This is a genomic window from Streptosporangium sp. NPDC023963 (assembly GCF_040639135.1).
Classification (GTDB): Bacteria; Actinomycetota; Actinomycetes; order Streptosporangiales; family Streptosporangiaceae; genus Streptosporangium.
The window spans coordinates 168116-183796 of sequence record NZ_JBEZZK010000002.1 but is presented as its reverse complement, the minus strand read 5'-3'; the positions used below and the strand labels follow the sequence as shown (position 1 = coordinate 183796).

At 70.3% G+C, this 15681-nt stretch carries 16 protein-coding genes; 4 read left to right on the top strand and 12 right to left on the bottom strand.

Annotated features, from left to right (window positions below; genetic code table 11):
* Nucleotides 1–117: 117 nt before the first annotated feature.
* Nucleotides 118–1227: a phosphoserine transaminase gene (serC, locus tag AB0F88_RS06975; protein ID WP_362678321.1), complete on the top strand. Its 1110-nt coding sequence runs from the start codon at nt 118–120 to the stop codon at nt 1225–1227.
* 152 nt (nt 1228–1379) lie between these two features.
* Here the strand turns inward: serC and AB0F88_RS06970 are convergent, their stop codons facing one another.
* The 11 genes from AB0F88_RS06970 to AB0F88_RS06920 all read right to left on the bottom strand — a co-directional run bounded on the left by AB0F88_RS06970 (nt 1380) and on the right by AB0F88_RS06920 (nt 12164).
* Nucleotides 1380–1787 (bottom strand): BlaI/MecI/CopY family transcriptional regulator, encoded by a 408-nt coding sequence (locus tag AB0F88_RS06970; RefSeq protein ID WP_362678319.1) that lies wholly within the window; start codon nt 1785–1787, stop codon nt 1380–1382.
* A gap of 635 nt (nt 1788–2422) precedes the next feature.
* Nucleotides 2423–3070, bottom strand: a complete 648-nt coding sequence (locus AB0F88_RS06965) for a rhomboid family intramembrane serine protease (RefSeq protein WP_362678317.1) — start codon at nt 3068–3070, stop codon at nt 2423–2425.
* A gap of 170 nt (nt 3071–3240) precedes the next feature.
* Nucleotides 3241–4005: a crotonase/enoyl-CoA hydratase family protein gene (locus AB0F88_RS06960; RefSeq protein WP_362678315.1), complete on the bottom strand. Its 765-nt coding sequence runs from the start codon at nt 4003–4005 to the stop codon at nt 3241–3243.
* A gap of 10 nt (nt 4006–4015) precedes the next feature.
* Nucleotides 4016–4789, bottom strand: a complete 774-nt coding sequence (locus AB0F88_RS06955) for an SDR family NAD(P)-dependent oxidoreductase (RefSeq protein WP_362678313.1) — start codon at nt 4787–4789, stop codon at nt 4016–4018.
* A gap of 85 nt (nt 4790–4874) precedes the next feature.
* Nucleotides 4875–5213: an STAS domain-containing protein gene (locus tag AB0F88_RS06950; RefSeq protein ID WP_344750334.1), complete on the bottom strand. Its 339-nt coding sequence runs from the start codon at nt 5211–5213 to the stop codon at nt 4875–4877.
* Nucleotides 5214–5349: 136 nt separating this feature from the next.
* Entirely contained in the window at nt 5350–6063 is a 714-nt protein-coding gene (locus tag AB0F88_RS06945) for an ABC transporter ATP-binding protein (protein ID WP_362678311.1), read from the bottom strand.
* A gap of 62 nt (nt 6064–6125) precedes the next feature.
* Complete coding sequence (cbiQ, locus tag AB0F88_RS06940; protein ID WP_362678309.1) at nt 6126–6890, bottom strand: cobalt ECF transporter T component CbiQ; 765 nt, start codon at nt 6888–6890, stop codon at nt 6126–6128.
* Nucleotides 6890–7939, bottom strand: a complete 1050-nt coding sequence (locus tag AB0F88_RS06935) for an energy-coupling factor ABC transporter permease (RefSeq protein ID WP_362678307.1) — start codon at nt 7937–7939, stop codon at nt 6890–6892. Before AB0F88_RS06935 ends, cbiQ begins: the two co-directional genes overlap by 1 nt.
* Before the next feature lie 69 nt (nt 7940–8008).
* The gene (locus tag AB0F88_RS06930; RefSeq protein WP_362678305.1) at nt 8009–9952 is read right to left on the bottom strand and encodes a glycosyltransferase family 2 protein; all 1944 of its coding nucleotides are present in this window, start codon (nt 9950–9952) and stop codon (nt 8009–8011) included.
* Between the two features lie 189 nt (nt 9953–10141).
* A complete protein-coding gene (locus AB0F88_RS06925; RefSeq protein ID WP_362678303.1) occupies nt 10142–11188 on the bottom strand; it encodes a hypothetical protein in 1047 nt (348 codons plus the stop codon).
* A gap of 388 nt (nt 11189–11576) precedes the next feature.
* Complete coding sequence (locus AB0F88_RS06920) at nt 11577–12164, bottom strand: hypothetical protein (protein ID WP_362678301.1); 588 nt, start codon at nt 12162–12164, stop codon at nt 11577–11579.
* Nucleotides 12165–12565: 401 nt separating this feature from the next.
* Between AB0F88_RS06920 and AB0F88_RS06915 the strand changes: the two genes are divergently transcribed.
* Nucleotides 12566–12790 carry a hypothetical protein gene (locus AB0F88_RS06915; protein WP_362678299.1) on the top strand — a complete coding sequence of 75 codons (225 nt, stop codon included), beginning with the start codon at nt 12566–12568 and terminating at the stop codon, nt 12788–12790.
* 139 nt (nt 12791–12929) lie between these two features.
* Here AB0F88_RS06915 and AB0F88_RS06910 read toward each other — a convergent pair whose 3' ends face one another.
* A complete protein-coding gene (locus tag AB0F88_RS06910) occupies nt 12930–13391 on the bottom strand; it encodes a hypothetical protein (protein ID WP_362678297.1) in 462 nt (153 codons plus the stop codon).
* A gap of 401 nt (nt 13392–13792) precedes the next feature.
* Here AB0F88_RS06910 and AB0F88_RS06905 point away from each other — a divergent pair, with 401 nt between their 5' ends.
* Together AB0F88_RS06905 and AB0F88_RS06900 are read left to right on the top strand one after the other, a co-directional pair.
* On the top strand, nt 13793–14980 hold the full coding sequence (locus AB0F88_RS06905) for a histidine kinase (RefSeq protein ID WP_362678295.1): 1188 nt from the start codon (nt 13793–13795) through the stop codon (nt 14978–14980).
* The gene (locus AB0F88_RS06900; RefSeq protein WP_362678293.1) at nt 14977–15639 is read left to right on the top strand and encodes a response regulator transcription factor; all 663 of its coding nucleotides are present in this window, start codon (nt 14977–14979) and stop codon (nt 15637–15639) included. The genes AB0F88_RS06905 and AB0F88_RS06900 overlap by 4 nt, the downstream gene beginning before the upstream one ends.
* The last annotated feature ends 42 nt before the right edge of the window (nt 15640–15681 follow it).

Genomic DNA, 15681 nt, shown 5'->3' with positions numbered 1-15681 from the left:
CCCGGCTCGGACCGCCCGGCCCCGCGATCACCCAGCCCTGCCCAAAACCCTCCCACGGCTCGTCTCAAAATCCGGACCCCGTCCTGGTCCGATCCTCGGGCTCAGTAGGCTGGTCGGGTGGCTGACATCGTGATTCCCTCTGACATCAAGCCCGCCGACGGCCGTTTCGGCTGCGGGCCCTCGAAGGTGCGCCCCGAGCAGCTGTCGGCTCTCGCGGCCTCCGGATCCGCTGTCCTGGGCACCTCCCACCGCCAGAAGCCGGTCAAGTCGCTGGTCGGGCGCGTTCGCGCGGGGCTCTCCGAGCTGTTCTCCCTTCCGGAGGGGTACGAGGTCGTCCTGGGCAACGGCGGCACCACCGCGTTCTGGGACATCGCCGCCTTCGGGCTGATCCGCGAGCGGTCCCAGCACCTGCACTTCGGTGAGTTCTCCTCCAAGTTCGCCTCCGTGGCGGCCAAGGCCCCGTGGCTGGGCGATCCGACCGTGATCAAGTCGGAGGTCGGCAGCCACCCCGAGGCCCGGCTGGAGGAGGGCGTCGACGTCTACGCGCTCACCCACAACGAGACCTCGACCGGCGTCGCGATGCCGATCAGGCGCGTGGGCGAGGAGGGCTCGCTCGTGCTGGTCGACGCCACCTCGGGGGCGGGCGGCCTGCCCGTCGAGGCGAGCGAGTTCGACGTCTACTACTTCGCGCCGCAGAAGAGCTTCGCCTCCGACGGCGGCCTCTGGATCGCCCTGATGTCCCCGGCCGCGCTGGCCAGGGTCGACGAGATCGCCTCCGGCGGTCGCTACGTCCCCGAGTTCTTCAGCCTCCCGGTGGCGATCGACAACTCCTCCAAGGACCAGACGTACAACACCCCGTCGGTCGCCACGCTCTTCCTGCTCGCCGAGCAGATCGAGTGGATGAACGGCAACGGTGGCCTGGCCTGGACGACCGCCCGCACGGCCGACTCGGCCCAGCGCCTCTACACCTGGGCGGAGAAGACCTCCTACACCACCCCGTTCGCGGGTCCGGAGTTCCGCTCCAACGTGGTCGGCACGATCGACTTCTCCGACGGCGTCGACGCCTCCGCGATCGCCAAGGTCCTGCGGGCCAACGGCATCGTCGACACCGAGCCCTACCGCAAGCTCGGCCGCAACCAGCTGCGCGTCGCGATGTTCCCCTCGATCGACCCCGACGACGTCGAGGCCCTGACCACCTGCGTCGACTACGTCGTCGAGCGCCTGTAGTCCCCGGCTCCCGCCCGGGAGCCGCGACGCTTTCCCGCCCGGGCCGGCGGTGACGGCGGTGACGACCGCGGTCTCCGCTCCCGTCCCGGAAGCCGGACTCCCGGTTCCCCGGGCGGGAGGCCGGGTGTACTCGGCCTTTGTGGTCGGTACGGCTAGGGCAGCGTGCTCGGGGTCCCGCCCGTCCCCGGGGCGTGCGCCTGCTCCCCCGCGCGCCGCGCCAGCTCGTGCAGCAGGCGCAGGGCGTCGTCCGGATCCACCCCCTCCGCGAACCGCGAGAGCACCGGAGCCCGGTCGGGACTCCCGGCCAGGGCCGCGAGCATCAGCCCGGCCACGTGTTCGTCCCGGGAGCGGCTGGCGGTGTAGCGGAAGGCGTTGCGCACGGGTGCCCGCTCCAGCAGGCCCTTCCTGACGAGGCGCTCGGCGACGGTCTGCACCGTGGTGTAGGCCAGGCTCCGTTCGGCGTCCTGATTCAGCATGTCCTGTACCTGGCGAACCAGCAGTGGCTGCTTACAGCCCCACAGCACGTCCATGATCGCGCGTTCCAGGGATCCCAGGTTCACCCGCGGCCACCTTTCGAGGGTCGCGCCCGGCTGTGATGGCCCTGGAACATGTACGGGCACGCGGCCAGGCAGGTTCACACATGAAATTTTGTCACATTGTCACTTAAATCAACCGATGCGGCCATAGCTGGTGAATTCCAGCAGTATTTTCTGTCGCTTGGTCATGGAAGAAACCACCCGCCGGCCATGGAAGAAACCGCCAGGAAAAGGCGTCCGGCCGAAACACGCCGACGCCGGATTCGGCCGCCGGGCCGCCGGCCCTTCGCCCGCACCGGTGCCGGCCTCGCCGGTGGGCGCCGCTCAGGAGCGACCTCATTCGCCCGTGGAGACCGCGTCCGGCCGACCCTGACTCCGGAGATTCCAGCGGTGCCACGAAGCGCCACATAGCGCCTACAGCCCCATACAGCGCCCTTCTGCGGACGAGGCCCCCGAGTTCGGGCGGCAACGGGTCGCGGGGGCGGGGGCGGGAAAGGCCCCCGCCCGGAACTCACAGGGCCCGGAAAGGCCCCCGCCCGGAACCCGCGAGGCCCGGAAAGGCCCCCGCCCGGAACTCACGAGACCCGGAAAGGCCCCCGCCCGGAACCCGCGAGACCCGGAAAGGCCCCGCCCGGGAAGGCGGCCGGTGGGCGGGCGCCTCAGTAGGCGGGGGTGACGGCCCGGCGCCTGCGGCGCACCACCCAGGCCGCGATGACGCCACCGACCAGCCCGAACAGGTGCCCCTGCCAGGAGATGCCCGACTCGCCGGGGAGCACGCCCCAGATGATCGAGTAGTAGGCGATCGCCACACCGACACCGATCACGATGTCGAGGGCGCGACGGTCGAACAGGCCACGGGCGACGACGAATCCGAAGTAGCCGAAGACCAGACCGCTGGCGCCGACCGTGATGGCCGACGGCGAACTGGTGAACCAGACGCCCAGACCGCTGACCAGGACGATGATCAGGCTGGCGGCCAGGAACCGGCCGATCCCGCGCAGCGCGGCGAGGAAGCCGAGGATGAGCAGGGGCAACGAGTTGGCCATCAGGTGGCCGAACCCGGCGTGCAGGAAGGGGGCGAGGAAGATGCCGCCCAGGCCCTCGGGGTTCCAGGCCCGGATGCCGTAGACGTCGAACTCCCCCGGCAGGACGTAGTCGGCGACCTCGATCACCCACATGGCACCGACCACGAGAACGTTGATGATCGCGGCACCCAGCGCACCCGCGGCCAGATTTCCCGCCCTGCGCTTCAGAAGATCGCCGGAGGATCGGCCGGTGGGGGACATCCCGGTCGGGTGGTCGTTCATGCACTCTCCTGGCCTTGGAGCGGTGGCGTGGATGTCAAGTGCCCCCGCCGCACCCGTCCACACCTTTACCGTACGCACTCCTGGCCGTGAACGCGCCGGGCGCGACCCCGTGGATCGCGCCCGGCACACTGTGTTTCCGCGTTTCCGCGTTTCCGCCTCTTCCGAAAGGACTACTCGCCCTTCCACCGGGGAGCGCGCTTCTCGGCGAAGGCCGCCGCCCCCTCCATGGCGTCCTTGGAACTGAACACCGGGCTGATGATCTCCCCTTGTTTCGTGAACATCTCGTCGCGGCTCCAGTCCGCCGACTCGACGATCACGCGCTTGGTCGCGGCGAGCGCCAGCGGGGCGTTGGCGGCGATCCGCTTCGCGAGCTCGACGGCCGTGGCCAGCGCCTCGCCCGCGGGCGTGACGTGGTTGACCAGGCCGAGCTCGTACAGCCGGGAGGCGGGGAAGTGGTCGCCGGTCAGGGCGATCTCCATCGCGATGTGGTACGGGATGCGCCGCGGCAGCCGCATCACGCCGCCCGCCCCCGCGACCAGCCCTCGCTTGGGCTCGGGAAGCCCGAACTTGGCGTCCTCGGAGGCGATGATGATGTCGCAGGCCAGCGCCAGCTCGCAGCCTCCGGCCAGGGCGTAGCCCTCGACGGCGGCGATGAGCGGCTTCCTCGGCGGCGCCTCGGCGATGCCGCCGAAGCCCCTCCCCTCCACGACCGGGAAGTCCCCGGTCAGGAACCCCTTCAGGTCCATACCCGAGCAGAACGTGCCGCCGGCGCCGGTGAGGACGTAGGCCGCCACGTCCTTGCGCTCCTCCAGCTCGTCCAGCGCACCGGCGACGCCCCGGGCCACCGCGCCGTTGACGGCGTTCCTGGCCTTGGGGCGGTTGATCGTGATGACGGCCACGCCGCCGTCGACTTCGACCAGAACCTCGTCAGACACCGGGTGACTCCTACTTGGGCTGGAAGCGGATGCCGCCGTCGAAACGGACCGTCTCGGCGTTCATGTAGTCGTTCTCGATCAGCGAGCGGACCAGGTGCGCGAACTCGGCGGCCTGTCCCATGCGCTTGGGGAAGACCACCGGCGCCACGAGCTTGGCCTTGAACTCCTCGGCGTTGGCCGAGAAACCGTAGATCGGGGTGTCGATGATGCCGGGGCAGATGGTGTTGACGCGCACGCCGATGGCGGCGAGGTCGCGCGCGGCCGGGACGGTCATGCCGACGATGCCGCCCTTGGAGGCCGAGTAGGCGACCTGGCCGGTCTGCCCCTCCAGCGCCGCCACCGAGGCGGTGTTGATCACCACGCCGCGCTGGCCGTCCTCGTCGACCGGCTCCGTCTTCGCGATCGCGGCGGCGCCGATGCGCATGAGGTTGAAGGTGCCGATCAGGTTGACCTCGATGACCTTGCGGTACGAGGCCAGATCGTGGGGTGAGCCGTCACGGCCGACGGTCCGGCTGGCCCAGCCGATGCCCGCGCTGTTCACCACGACGCGCAGCGGCCTGCCGGTCGCCACGGCCGCGTCCACGGCCGCCTGCACCTGCTCCTCGTCCGACACGTCGGCCTTGACGAAGACGCCGCCGAGCTCGTCGGCGAGTGACTTGCCGCGCTCCTCGTTGAGGTCTGCGATGACGACGGTGGCGCCGTGCGCGGCGAGGTCGCGGGCCGTGGCCTCGCCGAGGCCGCTGGCACCGCCCGAGATGATTGCTGCTGCTCCGTTCAGGTCCATGAGCGGACTTTAACGCGCGGACCGAATGAAGTTCTACTGGGGGTGGCTAAAACTCTCCGCCACCGATGTCCATGGCCGGTACCGGCTAGATCTCCCCGACGGCGCTGCTCACGTCGGGATAGACCTTGATCCGCCGGTCGAGCCCCGTCGTGCGGAGGATCCGGGCCACCGGCGCCTGGGGGGCCGCCAGCGAGACCCCGCCGCCCTCGCTCGTGGCCAGCCGCCACGCCTCGATCAGCACGGAGAGGCCGCTGGAGTCCATGAAGGACAGGGCGGTGAGGTCGAGGACCAGCCGCGCGCCGTCCAGCTTGATCGCGTCACGGACCTCGTCCCGCAGGAAGGGAGCGGTGAACAGGTCGAGCTCGCCCTCGACAGCCACCACCACGGCGTCCCCGACGGCGCGGCGAGCCAGCCGTAGCTTCATCAGTCCTCCTCGCGCCCGAAGGGCAGACCTACTTTACTTCGCCGTCACTCCGCGCGAGGTCATGCGCGATTGTTCACAGCAAGTTCGCGCCGACCGCGCTCCGGTGTACAGGATCCCAGGTCTGAAGATCCCGGAGTCAGGGCGCGGCGAAACCGTACGGCAGTTCGAGCCGGTGCGCGGCGAGGAGGCTCGCGTCGGCGAGGATCTCGCGGGTCGGCCCGTCGGCGGCGATGACGCCTCCGGAGAGGATGAGCGAGCGTTCGCACAGCTCCAGCGCGTACGGCAGGTCGTGGGTGACCATCAGGACGGTCACGTCGAGCCCCCGCAGGATCTCGGCGAGCTCGCGCCGGGAGGCCGGGTCCAGGTTGGACGACGGCTCGTCGAGGACCAGGATCTCCGGCTCCATGGCCAGCACGGTCGCGACCGCGACCCGGCGGCGCTGGCCGAAGGACAGGTGGTGCGGCGGCCGGTCGATCGTCTCCAGCATGCCCACGCGCTCCAGCGCGTTCTTGACCCGCCGCTCCAGCTCCTCGCCCGCGACCCCCATGTTGGCCGGGCCGAAGGCCACGTCCTCGCGGACGGTCGGCATGAAGAGCTGGTCGTCGGGGTCCTGGAAGACGAGCCCGACCCGTCTGCGGATCTCCATGAGCGACCCCTTGCCGACCGGCAGCCCCGCCACGGCCACCGTGCCGTGCCCGGCGGTCAGGATGCCGTTGAGGTGCATCACCAGCGTGGTCTTGCCCGCGCCGTTCGGCCCGAGCAGCGCGACCCGCTCACCGCGCTCCACCCGGAGGTCCACGCCGAACAGCGCCTGCGTGCCGTCGGGGTACGCGTACGCCAGACGGCTCACCTCGAGCGAGGGCGGCGGCGGGGACGCGGCCGAGGTCGGCACAGGCGGCGAGGACGGCACGGTCACGCGAACCCCCAGCTCCCGAGTAGCACGGCGAGTGCCGCACCCGGCAACATACCGGCGGCGAGCCACTGCCGCGAAGCGGCGGAGAGATCCTGGATGACCGGCATCGATCCGGTGTAGCCCCGGCTGAGCATCGCCAGGTGCACCCGCTCGCCCCGCTCGTACGAGCGGATGAACAACGCCCCCGCCGACCTGGCGACCACCGGGATGTGCCGCACGTCCCTGGCCGCGAACCCGCGCGACTCCCTCGCCACCCGCATCCGGCGCATCTCGTCCAGGATCACGTCCATGTAGCGGAGCATGAACATGGCGATCTGCACCAGCAGCGGCGGCAGCCTCAGGCGCTGGGCGCCCAGCAGGATCAGCCGCGGCTCGGTGGTGGCCGCGAGCAGCACGCTCGCGACCACGCCCAGGGTCGCCTTGGCCAGGATGTTCCAGGCGGCCCACAGGCCCGCCACGCTGAGCGAGAGGCCCAGGAAGGTCACCCTCTCGCCGAACCCGATGAACGGGATGGCCAGCGCGAACACCACGAACGGGATCTCGACCACCATCCGCCGCAGCACGAACCCCGCCGGGACGCGCGCGAGGGCCGCCACGGCGGCCAGGAGCACGGCGTACAGCCCGAAGGCCCAGAACCACTCGCGCGGGGTGGCGACCACAACCAGGGCGAACCCGGCCACCGCCACCAGCTTGCACTGGGGCGGCAACCGGTGCACGAGCGTGTCGCCCGGCCGGTGCAGCTGGTGATGGTGCCCCGCTCCCATCAGACGGAGACCTTCTCGTCACGGTCGTCCCTGCCGGTGCCGCCCTCCTCGCGGCGGCGCACGGCGTAGAACACCCCGCCGCCGACGGCCAGGGTCACCCCGACGCCGATCAGCCCGGCCACGCCCACCGGGATGCCGCCCACGTCCCCGTAGTCGGCGAGCGGCTGCTCGCCCAGCGCGTGGTCGGCCGCCTGGCCGATGAAGCCCTTGTCCTCGGCGACCCGCTCCAGGCCGTCGGGCGAGGAGGAGGCGTAGAAGCTGACGAGGCCCGCCAGCAGCGCCGCCACCGCGACTCCGGCGGGCAGGAACCAGCCGGGACGGCGGGCGGCGACCGGCGCCGAGGACCCCGGGGTCTCGGGGGTGACGGTCACGTCGCCGTCCGCGCCCCGCAGGACCAGCGGCGCGACGAGCTCGCGGGCGCCGTACACCAGGTCGGGCCGGATCGCCAGCACGGTGCTGACGGTGACCGCGGTGATCAGGCCCTCTCCCACGCCGATGAGCAGGTGCACGCCGCCCATGGCGGCGGCGACCGTGCCGATCTCGATGGGCGCGGTGCCGCCGGCCCAGAACAGCAGGGTGAACGCCAGCGCCGAGGCCGGCACCGAGACCAGCGCCGCGACGAACGCGGCCGCCACCACGGCACCCCTGCTCCGCACGCTCCGGGTGATCAGGCGGAAGACGCCCCATCCGACCAGCACGGCGACGAGGCCCATCAGCGTGATGTTGACGCCCAGCGCGGTCAGCCCGCCGTCGGCGAAGAAGAACGCCTGCACCAGGAGGACCACCGCCACACACAACACCGCCGTGTACGGGCCGACGAGTATCGCGGCGAGCGCGCCGCCGAGGAGGTGGCCGCTGGTACCCGCGGCGACCGGGAAGTTGAGCATCTGGACGGCGAAGATGAAGGCGGCGACCAGTCCGGCCATCGGGGCGGTGCGGTCGTCGAGCTCACGGCGGGCGCCACGTAGGCAGACGGCCACGCCGGCGGCGGCCACCACTCCCGCCGACACCGAGACGGCGGCGTTGAAAAAGCCATCGGGTACGTGCACAACAAGCCTCCGAGATGCGGATTTGCTCCCAACTTTAGGCCATGGGCTTGTAGTTGCAAGAATGTGGCATTAACGAACGATACGTCTGATGAAAGTTCTGGGGCCGAGAGTGCGGACCACCGTGCTGAGCCGGCCCTTCCCCGCCGTGGCGTAGGGCCTGACACTCCACCGGATCGCGCCGCGCCACCACGTGCGCGGCTGCTCGATCACCTCCGGCACCGCCTCGATCCTGAAGCGCGCGGGCGGCCCGCCCAGGTCGAGCTCCAGGTAGGCGTCCCAGGTGCCGGGCCCCAGCCGCCCCATCGCCTGTGAGGCCGTGAACGTGCCGCCCGCGCCGACCGTCACCGGCTCGCGCCGCTCCCGGCTCGACTCGCGCTCCCGCCAGACCAGGGAGCGCACCGCGTCGGCCGCCGGGGCCGCCGGGGCCACCGCCCCCACGCTGACCTCGCCGTCGAGCACCAGCCGGTGCCCGGCCGCCCAGCGGGCGCGCACCAGCCTGGCGCCGCCCGGCACCGCGACCACGTGCCCGCCGATGTCGAGGCTGAGGTTGCCGTACGGGTGGGTGAAGTACGGAAGGGCGACGACGTCGCCGACCACGCGCGGCGCGGGCGGTGCGATCAGCCCCTCCCCGTCGGCGCCCAGGCGCGCGAGCCGGGGAACGCCCTCGAAGGCGACGCTCACGTGGACGTCCCAGATGCCGGAGGACAGGGTGGTGACGTCGACGATCCCGGTGAACCCCGCGCAGTCGCCGGTCACCGGGACCACGACCTCGTCGGACGGGCCGGGGTCCACGTGCCGGCGCCGCAGCACCAGGGCGAGGTCCCCGCCGGTGATCTCCGGGCGGTCGTGGCGCTCCAGCGTGCTCAGCGCGACCTTGCCCGAGATCGCCAGCCGCCCCTCCCGTTCGCGCTCCCAGCCAAGCGCGGTGAGCTCCCTGCGGACCGAGGCCGACTCGATGTGCGCCAGCCGCACCAGGCGGTCGATGTCCTGCAGCGCGGCGATCCGGCTCCGGTCGATCGCGGGGAGCCGTTCGCGGACCCCGTCGGTCAGCCACCGCTCGCACATGTCGGCGACCTCGGCGGCGATCTCCTTGCGCTCGACCTCCCCTGCCTCCAGAAAGGGCCTGCCGAGGTTGCCGAAGGCGTCCATCCGGAAATGACGCCGCAGGAGGTGGTCGCGGAGATCCCCGGGGCGTACGTGGGCGAGCATCAGCTCGATCGGCCGTCTGATCATCCGCAGCCAGGAGACCGGGTCGCGACTCCCCTGCCGCTGCATGATGCTGGTGCCGTCCGGCCGGGCGACCAGGTGGTAGCAGTCGTAGTCGGCGACCACCGAGATCACGTTCGCGTGACAGTAGGCGTGGGTGGTGAAGACGACGTCCTCCCCCACCAGGAGGGTCTCGTCGAAACGGATGGCGTGCCGCTCCAGCATCTCCCTGCGGAACAGCTTGAAGCAGCTCAGGCTGTTGTAGACCGCGCTGTCGCCGAGGGGCACCCGCTCGGCGTTCTCCTTGAACATCGAGATCGGCACCTTGCGGTCATGCCCGACGATCTTGCCGAGCACGATGTCCGAGCCGTTGCGGTCGGCCATCGCGAGCATCCGCTCCAGCGCCTGGGGGCCGAGATAGTCGTCCGCGTCGCAGAAGAAGACGTACCTGCCGCGCGCGTGGGAGAGCCCGACGTTGCGCGGGCGCCCCGCGCCGCCGGACGCCTCCTGCCTGACGACGCGGATCACCCCGCGGTGGCAGGAGGCGTACAGGTCGAGCAGCGCGTCACCGCCGTCGGTGGAACCGTCGTCGACGACCACCACCTCCAGGGCGACGCGCTGGATCAGCAGCGAGGTCAGGCACCTGTCGAGATAGGGCCTGCAGTTGTGGAGGGGGACGATCACGGTGACGTCGACGTCGGACCGGATCGCCTCCTCGCTCGTGATGTCACGGCCGCCCCGCTCCGTGCTCGTGATATCGCAGCCGTCCCGCTCCGTGCGGACTCGCTGGAGGATCGTTACTGTCACCGCCGCGCCCCTCGTCGGTCACTTTCCGCTTATCTAGCGTCTCAGTATGTGACGAAGGGCCGTCCGTACGGGGCGAATCCACAGGGTTGCCCCCTCGGATCTGCCGGCGCGGGAGACCGCGTAGGGGGTGAAACGACCGTTTCGTACGCCTTGCGGCGTACCGCGGACCTCGCTGGACCTCGCTGGACCTCACCGGATTTCGTCACCGGCCCGGGCGGGGGCGTCGCGGCCGCCGACGTCCTGACCCTCGCCGTCCCGACCGTCGCCGTCCCGACCGTCGCCGTCGAGGTCGTCACGAGCGGGGTCATCACGACCGCACGGCCCCCGGGCCGCCTCGAGCGCGCGCCGGCGCCGGCGGCGCGACAGCCAGGCGAGGACGTACAGAGCCGCCGCGACCGCGATCAGCGCCCCGAGGAAATGGAGCGGGAAGATGACCAGCGTGAGGCTCCGCCGGGAGGTCCCGCCGCTGCCGGAAACCGACACCGTCGCGCGGCAGACGCACATGAACGGCGGATCCGCCCACCTGGCGGTGACGCTCCTGCCGGCCCCGCGGGGCAGCGTGAAGTCGGGGAACGGCACGTCGTAGCCGTTCACCCCCACTTTCAGGCTCCGCGGGGCGAGGAAGTCCCGGTGAACGGTCCCGACGTTGTCGACGGTGGCGGTGAAGTCGATGGGACCGCCCGTCGTGAAGCCGCTGGGAGTGGTGAGGTCGCCGACGTTCACGGAGGTGTCGATCGGCCCCGGAACCGTGAGGTAGATCGGCGTCCCGATCACCCGGTCGAGCTTGATGTCGCCCCCGCCGGCTCCGGCGGGGACGGCGAAGAGCAGGGCCACCTGGTACCCGCCGGACTCGGGCCGGGGCGGGGGGTCGATCCGCACGGTGACGCGCCGCTCCGCGCCGGGGGCGAGACGGAAGTCCGCCGGCGTGACCCTGAGCCAGCCGGCGGCGGAACGGGGGGCGTCGCGCTCGAAGACCATCTCGCCGGTCCCGCCCACCCTGAAACTCGCCTTGTCGACGACCATGTCGACCGCCGACCGACCCCGGTTGACCACCTGGAACGACTGGGGGACGTCGATCTCCTCCGGACCGACGACCAGGCGTGCCGGACTCACCGTCAGGGAGAAGTCCGGATCCGGGGCCGGGCCGGACGCGCCGGAAGCCCCGGAACCCGTCACCGACGCCATGCAGCCCATCACGAGAAACGCGACGATCCCGCGCCGAAGCCCTCCGGCCACCGCACATCCCCCTACCGTCGTGGAACGCCGCCGGGGCTCGCCCGGGCCCCCACGCCCCGGCCGGACACTTCGCCGGACGCTCGGCCCGCCACCGCACTCGCCGTCACCGCGCCCGCGAGTACCCGCAAGATCCCGGACACCCCTCGGCCAAAGATCCCCTCAAGATCTTTTTTACGCATGGTAGTTATTTGATCACAGATTGCGCAAGCTCCGGGGGACGTGTCGCCCGCGCCGCCGGCGCCTCGCGACTCTCGCCCGCGCCGGATCGGCCCGATCTCCGTCACGCGGTTCGGCGCGGCGAGGACTCCGGACGGGAGGCGACCGCTCGCCGCGGTGAAGCACCGATCAGGACTGGACGTACAGCGCGACATGAATCGCGCCCGATGTGTCAGTCATAGTCGGTGCACGTCGCGTACCAATCGCCGGTCAAATGATCGAACGAGGACACGCCGAGATCCTCCACACGTCCATCCGGGACATGGGCGAACCCGCACGTGACGAGCATTCCACCGGCATCGGCAATATCAAGACGCGTGACGCCCTTCCAGCGCTGCGCGGTGTCGACGGTGAAGAGGCCGACGCGCTCCTCTTCGAGCGACAACCCCTCCTGTTCGGGGAGCGACCGCGCATAGCCGGTGAGAGCGGGCTCGGAGATCAGGAAAGCCGCCCGCATCGGAAGCCGGGAGTTCGCCAGGGCGAACGCGAGCACTCCGATGAGGGGCATCGCGATGATCCATGGGCTACGCCGGTAGCCGCTGTCCCGGGTAATGAGGAGAGAGATCCATATGAGGCCGGACAGGAGCCACGCGGGGAGGGCCGACAGAGCAAGAAACTGGTTGCCACCGGGATAAGCCGCAGCGAAGAGCGTCAAAACGGCACCCACGGCAGCGGGACCGAAGACGAGCGCCGATCGCCACCATCGACTTCTGTCGGGTGCCTGATGCTGGAGATCCGCGGCTGAGGGGGTGGCTGCCATGCGAGGGACCCTAGCCCGGTGGACAGGATGATGCTCGGAATGTCTTCCGCGCAGGCCATCCGTGACGGGCGTGATCTGCCGGCATGCCGGTCAGGGCCGCGACAGGGCCATCGCGGAGGCTTGGGCAAGGCGCCCAAGACGGGAAGATCCGGCTTCCACCTCAACCACTTAAGGTTCTTGCGATGTAACGCCGACCATCCCGGAGGCGTGACTGTTGCGGGTCGCCATTCGGAATGCGGGACGCTCGGCCGTCAGATGTCAGGCAGTGTGGCCTCGATGAGAAAGCGGTGATTACGAGTGGTGAATGCGCCCTCTGAGCAGATGCGCTCATGGAGACTCCGCAACGGCCGTTCGTAGTGTTCGAGATCGAAGTCGTGGATTTGCCACGGGACGGCTCGTAGGTGGAAGACCACGGCACCTACGTCATGGAAGGCATGGTCGATCATCTCTTCGCGAGCGTCCAGAACACGAAACCCGTGGCGCTGAAGGCGATCCACCGCGACGGCCGGCGTCCATGCCTCTGGATCGGGGGCAGGTGCGCCAAGGGCGAGGTTCAGTTCCAGATCATTGCGGGTGCCGACCTGTTGGGTGAGAAGTCGACGACGGTGGCGCAGCCGCCGCCTTGATGAGGGAGTGTTTCGGGTCGCCGGCGCCCTGGTCGGGATCGGTGGCGGGAAGATCCGGCCCTCTCCACCTACGGACCTTGCGTTGAGAACCTGGATCATCCCTGAGTCTGAGACCCCTGCCGGAGGCTTCTCGGTCTTGTCACTGCTCGTCTGCGGGGACCCCGTAGAGGTGCTGGCGGACGGTGGTGTCGTGTTCGAGGATGTGGTCAACGGTGTGCCAGTAGGCGGAGAGCCAGGGGTGCTGAAGAGCTTCGTCGCGATCGAGCTTGTGACCGTAGAGAGGTTCGTCGGGTACGACGGAGGCGGCTGGAACGAGGGTGCATGCGGGGTCGGGGTTGTTCGCGACGGGGCCGACACGGCATCCGAAGGTGACGCGGTTGGAGCCGGTGGGGGTCACGGGGTCGTCTGGGTCCCATGCGTCGTCAAAGACGACATCGATCCATGCCTCGTGAACTCCATCGTGGTGGTAGCAGGAGGCGTAGTAGATGGCGTAGGCGCCGTCGTCGCTGTTGATGAACCCTGTTACGCGTTCGAAGGGAGTTCCGCAGCAGTCGCAGGTTCCTGTGTGGACCTTGCGTTCTGGGTCTATTTCGAGTCTCACGGGTCGGATTATGATGGCACAGTCTTGGCTGCGTGGGATGTCGAACGTCGCATGGCGGCCGAGATTTGCACGGGTGGCGGCGGTGCGGCCCATCGACGGCGGGTGGGATGGGTATGGCGGGTGCGAGGTGCGGCGCGCGGCCCTGAGTCCCGCCGCCGGCTGGGACCGGCGCCCACGCCGCATGCCCGGCCGGCGGGCGGCGGGCCGTGCGGCGGCGCGCAGCCCCGCCCCTTCGATAACCCATGAGAACAATCCGGCAAGTCACTCGTGTGGCTGTGACGATCCGAGCAGACGAGCATCAAGGAAGCCGACGTGCGGCGCCGGCGCAAGGAACGGCTCGGCGTCGTCGGGTTCCCCGGCCTCTCGCCCGTCACGTTTCAAGGCGCGTTTAGGGTGTGGCCATGAGCCGATGGACGCGCGCCGCCGCCGACACCGGCCTGGCGATGCTCGTCGGGATCCTGGTGGGCATCGCGATGAGCGTGGCGACCGAGCCCGTCCTCGGATCACGGCCTCCCGACGCGATCGCCTACGGTCTCGCCGCGGTCGTCGGAGGGGTTCTCCTGTTCCGCAGACGTTCGCCGCTGGGCGTGCTCCTCGCCACGGCCGCGTGCCTCCTGCTGTACTACGGGCTGGAATATCCAGGAATCACCCCGTCCGTTCCCCTGGCCCTCGCGCTTTACACCGCGGCGTCGGGAGGACTGCTGGTGTGGTCGCTCGGTGTCGCCGCGCTCTTCGTCGTGCTGGGGCTGACGATCCGCCCCCTGCATCTCGGCGAACCGATCCTGCCTGTCCTCACGGATATGACGGCTCAGGCAGGGCTGCTCCTCGCCGTCGTCCTACTGGGCGAGACCATGCGCAGCCGGAGGGTACGGCTCGCGGAGGCCGGGGAACGGCTGGCCCTGGTGGAGGCCGGACGGGAGCGCGAGGCGGCCCGGCGGGCGGCGGAGGAGCGGCTGCGGATCGCCGGGGAGATACACGACGTGCTGAGCCACACGATCACCGGGATGACCATCCAGGCGGCGCTGGCCGACGAGATGCTCGACAATCGGCCGGCCGACGCGCGGACGGCTCTGCGCGCCATCCGCACGGCCGCCAGGGAGGCCACGATCGAGCTCAGGTCGACCCTGGGACTCCTCAGGACGAACGACGGCGAGACCCCGCCGCGCGTACCGGCTCCGGGCCTGGCCCAGGTCGGCGAGCTGACCGGACGGGCGCGGAGCGCCGGTCTGGAGGCGACGGTCATCGTGAAAGGCGAGGCACGGCGGCTGCCTCCCGCCGTGGACCTCGCCGCGTTCCGTGTCGTGCAGGAATCGGTGACGAACACGATCCGGCACGCGAACGCCGGCACGGTACAGATCACCCTGGCCTACGAGCCGGACGCGCTCGAGGTCGAGGTCGTCGACGACGGACGTCCCCGCGAGGGGCGTGACCGGAGAGACGAACACCCGGAAGCCGGGGGGACCTCTGGATACGGGCTCAGCGGAATGAGGGAGCGCGCGTCGTCCCTCGGCGGAACGCTCACGGCGGCGCCCCTTCCCGATGGCGGATTCTCCGTCCTCGTCAGGTTGCCGATCGGAGACCCCGCGTGATCCGGGTACTGATCGCCGACGACCAGACGATGGTCCGGGTGGGCCTGCGCGGGCTCCTGGAGAACTGCGACGACATCAGGGTCGTCGCGGAGGCCACGACAGGGGAGGACGTGGTCCGGCTCGTACGCGAGCTGCGTCCCGACGTGGTGCTCATGGACATCAGGATGCCGATCATGGACGGGCTGGAGGCGACCAGGCGGATCGCCCGGGACGACACGCTGTCCGCGGTTCGCGTGATCGTGCTCACGACTTTCGATCTCGACGAGTACGTCATGGACGGCCTTCGCGCGGGCGCGAGTGGCTTCCTCACCAAGGATGTCGAACCCGCCGACCTCCGGCAGGCGGTGCGCGTGGTCGCCCAGGGAGAGGCGCTGCTGTCCCCGGCCGCGACCCGCCGGTTGATCGCCCGGTTCCTCGCCCAAGAGCCGGCCCCTCGGGACACGGACGCGCTCGGCAGGCTCACGGGCAGGGAGCGCGAGGTCATGGCGCTCGTGGCGGCCGGGCTGAGCAACGAGCAGATCGGTGAGCGCCTGTCCATGAGCCCGGCGACCGCACGCACCCACGCTCACCGGACGATGGTGAAACTCGGCGCGCGCGACCGGGCCCAGCTCGTAGTGATCGCCTACGAAACCGGCCTGGTCCGCCCCGGACACGCCTGACAACCAGAACACGCCAGACAATCTAAATATCCAGCCAGAACG